Genomic DNA, 5842 nt, shown 5'->3' with positions numbered 1-5842 from the left:
CCCCCCGCCCGCTTCGCCCACCGGAACGGGCGACTCGGCCTCCCACCACGCCGGCTCCACGCCCCACGGGGGAGCCCGGACATCCCAGCCAAGGAGATCAGCACCATGAAGCCTCGCTCCTCCAGAATCGCGGCCACGGCCGCCGCCGTAGTCGTCCTGGCGGGGGCCGCCACGGCCTGCAACCGCGGCAGCGCGACGGACTCCGCCGCCGGCGGCAAGCCGGCGCTCGGCATCGACCTGCCGCGTGCGGACTCCGACTTCTGGAACTCCTATGCGCAGTACGTCAAGCAGGACGCCACCGCCCAGGGCCTGAACACCCTGCCGGTGAGCAACTCGCAGAACGACGTCACCAAGCTGGTCGCCAACGTCCAGGTCTTCCAGAACACCGGCGCCAAGGCCGTCGTCATGGCCCCGCAGGACACCGGCGCGATCGCGTCCACCCTCGAGCAGCTGTCCGCCAAGAAGATCCCCGTGGTCAGCGTCGACACCCGTCCCGACAAGGGGAACGTCTACATGGTGGTGCGCGCCGACAACAAGGCGTACGGCACCAAGGCCTGTGAGTTCCTCGGCAAGCAGCTCGGCGGCAAGGGCAAGGTCGCCGAACTCCAGGGCGCGCTCAGCTCCGTCAACGGCCGCGACCGCTCCGAGGCCTTCGCCGCCTGCATGAAGGAGAACTTCCCCGACATCCAGGTGATCGAGCTGGCCACCGACTGGAAGGGCGACGTCGCCTCCGCGAAGCTCCAGTCCACCCTGGCCGCCAACCCGGACCTGGGCGGCGTCTACCTGCAGGCCGGCGGCGTCTTCCTGCAGCCCACCCTCGCCCTGCTCCAGCAGAAGGGCCTGCTCAAGCCCGCCGGCCAGCCCGGCCACATCGCCATCGTCTCCAACGACGGCATCCCGCAGGAGTTCGACGCGATCCGCAAGGGCGACATCGACGCGACCGTCTCCCAGCCCGCCGACCTCTACGCCAAGTACGCGCTGTTCTACGCGCAGGCCGCGGCCGAGGGCAAGACCTTCCAACCCGGTGCCACCGACCACCAGTCGACCATCGTCTCCCTGCCCAACGGTTTGGAGGACCAGCTCCCCGCTCCCCTGGTCACCAAGGAGAACGTCGACGACAAGTCCCTCTGGGGCAACGGCGTAGGCAAGTAGCCCCACCGACCCCACGTGAGCGGCGGCCCGGGCTCCCCTCTCGGCGCCGCCGTTCTCGGATCCTGCGGAAAGGACACCCCCGCCATGGCGGACCCCAGCCCCGTCCGGGGCCCCGTCGTCGAGGCCGACGGGATCAGCAAGCGCTTCGGCGCCACCGTCGCCCTCAGCGACGCCCGCATCTCGGTCGCGCCCGGCGAGTCGCACGCCCTGGTCGGCCGCAACGGCGCGGGCAAGTCCACGCTCGTGTCGATCCTCACCGGCCTGCAGAACCCCGACACGGGCACCCTGCGCTTCAACGGCGAGCCGGCTCCCGCCCCCGGCGACGCCGACGCCTGGCGCTCCCGGGTCGCCTGCGTCTACCAGCGCTCCACCATCATCCCCGCGCTGACCGTCGCCGAGAACCTCTTCGTGGACAGGCAGAGCACCGGCGCCCTGCGCCCGATCAGCTGGAAGCGGCTGCGCGGCCGCGCCACCGAGCTGCTCGCCGAGTACGGCGTGGACGTCGACCCGACCGCGCGCGCCGAGGACCTGAGCGTCGAACAGCGCCAGTTCGTCGAGATCGCCCGGGCGCTGTCCTTCGGGGCCCGCTTCATCATCCTGGACGAGCCCACCGCGAAGCTCGACGCACGCGGCATCGAGCGGCTCTTCGACAAGCTGCGCTCGCTACAGGAACAGGGCGTCGCCTTCCTGTTCATCTCCCACCACCTGCAGGAGGTCTACGACCTCTGCACCACCGTCACGGTCTACCGCGACGCCCGGCACATCATCACCGCGCCGGTCGCCGAACTCGACCAGCAGGCCCTGGTGGAGGCGATGACCGGCGAGAGCGCCCGGGGCAGCGAGCCCGCCTGGTCGGTGACGAGCCGCACGCGCACCGACGGCGCCCCACTGCTGGAGGTCTCCGGCCTGAGCCTGGCCGGCGCCTACCAGGCCTTCTCCCTGACCGCGCGGGCCGGCGAGGTCGTGGGCCTGGCCGGGGCGGCCGCCAGCGGCAACGTCCGGCTCGGCGAGACCATCGCCGGCCTGCACCGCCCGCAGGCCGGCACGATCACCGTCGCGGGCCGCCCGGTGCGCACCGGGCGCGTTCCCGCCGCTCTCGCGGCCGGCATCGGATTCGTGCCCGAGGACCGGCACATCCAGGGCCTCATCCCGCAGCGCAGCGTCGCCGAGAACGCCACCCTGACCGTCACCGACCAGCTCGGGCCGTTCGGCACGGTGCTGCCCTCGCGCACCCGGGCCTTCGCCGAGCGGATGATCGGCGACCTCGACATCAAGACGCCCGGCCCCTCGGCCCCGGTGTCCGCCCTGTCGGGTGGAAACCAGCAGAAGGTGGTCATCGCCCGGGCGCTGGCCACCGAGCCGCACGTCCTGGTGGCCATCCGGCCCACCAACGGCGTCGACGTCAAGTCGAAGGAGTCCCTGCTCGGCACCCTCCGCGAGGTCGCCGACGCCGGGAAGAGCGCTCTGATCGTGTCCGACGAACTCGACGACCTGCGGGTCTGCGACCGCGTCGTGGCCATGTTCCACGGCCGCGTCGTCGCCGAGTTCGAGCACGGCTGGAGCGATGAACAGCTGGTCGCAGCCATGGAGGGCATGCCCGGCCGGACCGACACGAAGGAACGCGATGTCTCCCACCACTGAGGTACGCCCGCTCGCGGCCACCGCCCCCGCCACGCCGGTCGGCCGGCGCTTCGACCTCGCGCGCTACCGCGACCTGTCGCTCGTACCGGTCCTGCTCGTCCTGGGCGTCATCGGTTTCGCCGTCTCGCCCGCCTTCCTCACCTCCGACAACCTCCTGGGCGTCGGTCAGCAGGCCACCGAACTGAGCCTGCTGGTCCTGGCCGAGGCGCTGATCCTGATCGTCGGCCGGATGGACCTGTCCCTGGAATCCACCATCGGCGTGGCCCCCGTCATCGCCGTCTGGCTGGTCCTGCCCGACCACGGCGCCCGTTTCAACGGCCTCGGGCTCTTCCCCTCCTGGACGGCCATCCCGCTGTGCCTGGCCGTCGGCGCGCTCATCGGGGCGATCAACGGCTTCCTGATCCTCAAGCTGCGCCTCAACGGCTTCATCGTCACCCTCGGCGCGCTCACCCTGCTCCGCGGCCTCCAGGTCGCGACCTCCCAGGGCCAGTCGATCGTCAACCTGCCCGGTTCCTTCACCTACCTCGGCAGCACCAGCTGGCTCGGCGTCCCGGCGGCGATCTGGATCTGCGCCCTGCTCTTCCTGGCCGGCGGCGGCGCCCTCGCCTGGCTGCGCCACGGCCGCGCCCTGTACGCGATCGGCGGCAACCCCGAGGCCGCCCGCGCCGCGGGCATCCGGGTCGACCGGATCACCTGGATCGTGCTGATCCTCGGCGGCCTGCTGGCGGCCTTCGCCGGTGTCCTCTACACCGGCCACTACGGCTCCATCTCCGCCGACCAGGGCAACGGGTGGATCTTCCAGGTCTTCGCCGCCACCGTCATCGGCGGCGTCAGCCTCAACGGCGGCCGCGGCACCCTCTTCGGCGCCCTGACCGGTGTGCTGACCCTCCAGCTCGTGGTCAACGTCATGACCCTCGCGGGCGTGCCACCGCTGTGGAACCAGTTCCTCAACGGCGCGATCATCATCGTCGCGCTGATCATCTCCCGCTTCGCCTCGGGCGAGAAGCAGGAGTGACGGGTCCCACCGCCTGAGAGCCGCCGAAGCGGCGCGACCAGCCCGGCGGGTAACCGGTCGCGCCGCTTCGGGCTCCCCTTCCCCGCCTCTCGACCGACCACCACTCCCATGCCCGCACGCAGGAGGCGAACACCCATGGCGGTGACCGACCAGGCCATCGAGAGGATCAAGGAGATGATCGTCTCCGGTGCCCTGCCTCCCGGCGCGAGACTCCCCAACGAAGCCGATCTCGCCGACCAGCTCGGGCTGTCGCGCAACTCGCTGCGCGAGGCCGTCCGGGCGCTCACCGCGATGCGGATCCTCGTCCCCAGGCAGGGCGACGGCACGTACGTATCCGGCCTGGAACCCCACCTCCTGCTGGAAGCCATGGCCTTCGCCGCCGACGTCTCCCACGGGCACACGGCCCGGCAACTCCTCCAGGTACGGCGCCTGCTGGAGCCACAGGCCACCGCCCTCGCCGCCGGCCTGCTCACCGACGGACACCTGCGAACGCTGCGGGCCGTCCTCGACCGGAGCGCCGCGGCCGCCGGCATCGAGGAGTTCATCGAGCTGGACATCGACTTCCACCGCACCATCGCCGATGCCGTCGGCAACCCGGTGCTGTCCACCCTGCTCGGCATCCTCTCCACCCACACCCAGCGGCTGCGCATCGTGCGCGGTACCCGCACCACCGCCCGCGAGCAGGCCCACCGCGAACACGAGGCCATCTGGCAGGCGCTGGTCGACCGCGACGCCGTCCTGGCCGCCAGTGCCAGCACCGTGCACGTCGCCGCCGTCGAGGACTGGCTGGCCGCCGGCACCGGCTCCCTGGGCCTCGGCACCGTCGCCTGACGGACGTGCCGGGTCCCGCACATCCTTTCCCCCGCCAATGCGCACGACACCCACCGCCCAGGACGGTCTCACACATGAAGAGCGTAACCATCCGGACCACCCGCACCGGCTCCGTCGCCGTGTTGCTCGCCGGCTGCCTCACCGCCTGCGGGGTCACCGACGACGCCGGCGACTCCCGCCCGCGGATCGGCATCGACATCCCCCGCGCCGACTCCGACTTCTGGAAGGCGTACGCGAAGTACCTCCAGCAGGAGATCGACGACCAGCATCTGCGTGTGCTGCCCCCGACCCATTCGGACGGCGACGAGGCGACGTTCACCGCCAACATCCACAAGCTGGCCGCCCGGCATCCCAAGTCCATCGTCATGGCGCCGCAGAACACCATGGCCACCGACTTGACACTCTCCGACCTGTTCCGTGCGAACGTCCACGCGATCAGCGTGGACACCGAACCGGAGCACGGCAACGTCTACATGGTGGTACGCGCCGACAACCGCTCGTACGGCGCCAAGGCCTGCGAGTTCCTCGGCAAGCAACTCGGCGGCAAGGGCAAGGTGGCCGAGCTCCAGGGCGCACTGAGTTCCATCAACGGATACGAACGCTCCGAGGGATTCGCCGCCTGCATGAAACGCAACTTCCCCGGCATCCAGGTGATCGCGCTGGCCACCGAGTGGAAGGGCGACATCGCCTCCGCCAAGCTCCAGTCCACCCTTGCCGCCAACCCGGACCTGAACGGCATCTACCTGCAGGCCGGCGGTGTCTTCCTCCAACCCACCCTCGCCCTGCTCCAGCAGAAGGGCCTGCTCAAGCCCGCCGGCCAGAGCGGCCACATCGCCATCGTCTCCAACGACGGCATCCCCGCCGAGCTCGATGCGATCCGCAAGGGCGACATCGACGCGACCGTCTCCCAGCCCGCCGACCTCTACGCCAAGTACGCCCTGTACTACGCCAAGTCCGCCGCCGAGGGCAAGACCTTCCGACCCGGGCCCACCGACCACGGGTCGACCATCGTCTCCCTGCCCAACGGCCTGGAGGACAAGCTCCCGTCATCCCTGGTCACCAAGGAGAACGTCGACGACCCGTCGCTCTGGGCCAACCACGCCGCGGGCTGACCGACACGGCCCCAGAACCGGACCGGCAGCCACCGCGACAACGGGACGACGGGACTCCGGTCCGTGCACCACCACTGATGGCTCCCCCACC

The 5842-nt window shown here is 70.9% G+C and carries 5 protein-coding genes; all 5 read left to right on the top strand.

The window, feature by feature from the left end; all coding sequences use genetic code 11:
- Positions 1–105: 105 nt before the first annotated feature.
- The 5 genes from ACIQOV_RS23910 (at position 106) to ACIQOV_RS23890 (ending at position 5751) form a co-directional block, all read left to right on the top strand.
- Positions 106–1152: a sugar ABC transporter substrate-binding protein gene (locus tag ACIQOV_RS23910; RefSeq protein ID WP_401051544.1), complete on the top strand. Its 1047-nt coding sequence runs from the start codon at positions 106–108 to the stop codon at positions 1150–1152.
- A gap of 84 nt (positions 1153–1236) precedes the next feature.
- Positions 1237–2793 (top strand): sugar ABC transporter ATP-binding protein, encoded by a 1557-nt coding sequence (locus tag ACIQOV_RS23905; RefSeq protein ID WP_401051542.1) that lies wholly within the window; start codon positions 1237–1239, stop codon positions 2791–2793.
- Positions 2777–3808 (top strand): ABC transporter permease, encoded by a 1032-nt coding sequence (locus ACIQOV_RS23900; protein WP_401051540.1) that lies wholly within the window; start codon positions 2777–2779, stop codon positions 3806–3808. The genes ACIQOV_RS23905 and ACIQOV_RS23900 overlap by 17 nt, the downstream gene beginning before the upstream one ends.
- Before the next feature lie 135 nt (positions 3809–3943).
- Positions 3944–4639 carry a FadR/GntR family transcriptional regulator gene (locus tag ACIQOV_RS23895; protein WP_401051537.1) on the top strand — a complete coding sequence of 232 codons (696 nt, stop codon included), beginning with the start codon at positions 3944–3946 and terminating at the stop codon, positions 4637–4639.
- A gap of 74 nt (positions 4640–4713) precedes the next feature.
- Complete coding sequence (locus ACIQOV_RS23890; RefSeq protein ID WP_401051535.1) at positions 4714–5751, top strand: sugar ABC transporter substrate-binding protein; 1038 nt, start codon at positions 4714–4716, stop codon at positions 5749–5751.
- Positions 5752–5842: the final 91 nt, after the last annotated feature.

Source organism: Kitasatospora sp. NPDC091257 (genome assembly GCF_044757675.1).
GTDB classification, from domain to species: domain Bacteria; phylum Actinomycetota; class Actinomycetes; order Streptomycetales; family Streptomycetaceae; genus Kitasatospora; species Kitasatospora lactacystinica.
The sequence above is the reverse complement of the archived record's forward strand: the minus strand, read 5'-3'. Positions and strand labels throughout refer to the sequence as shown.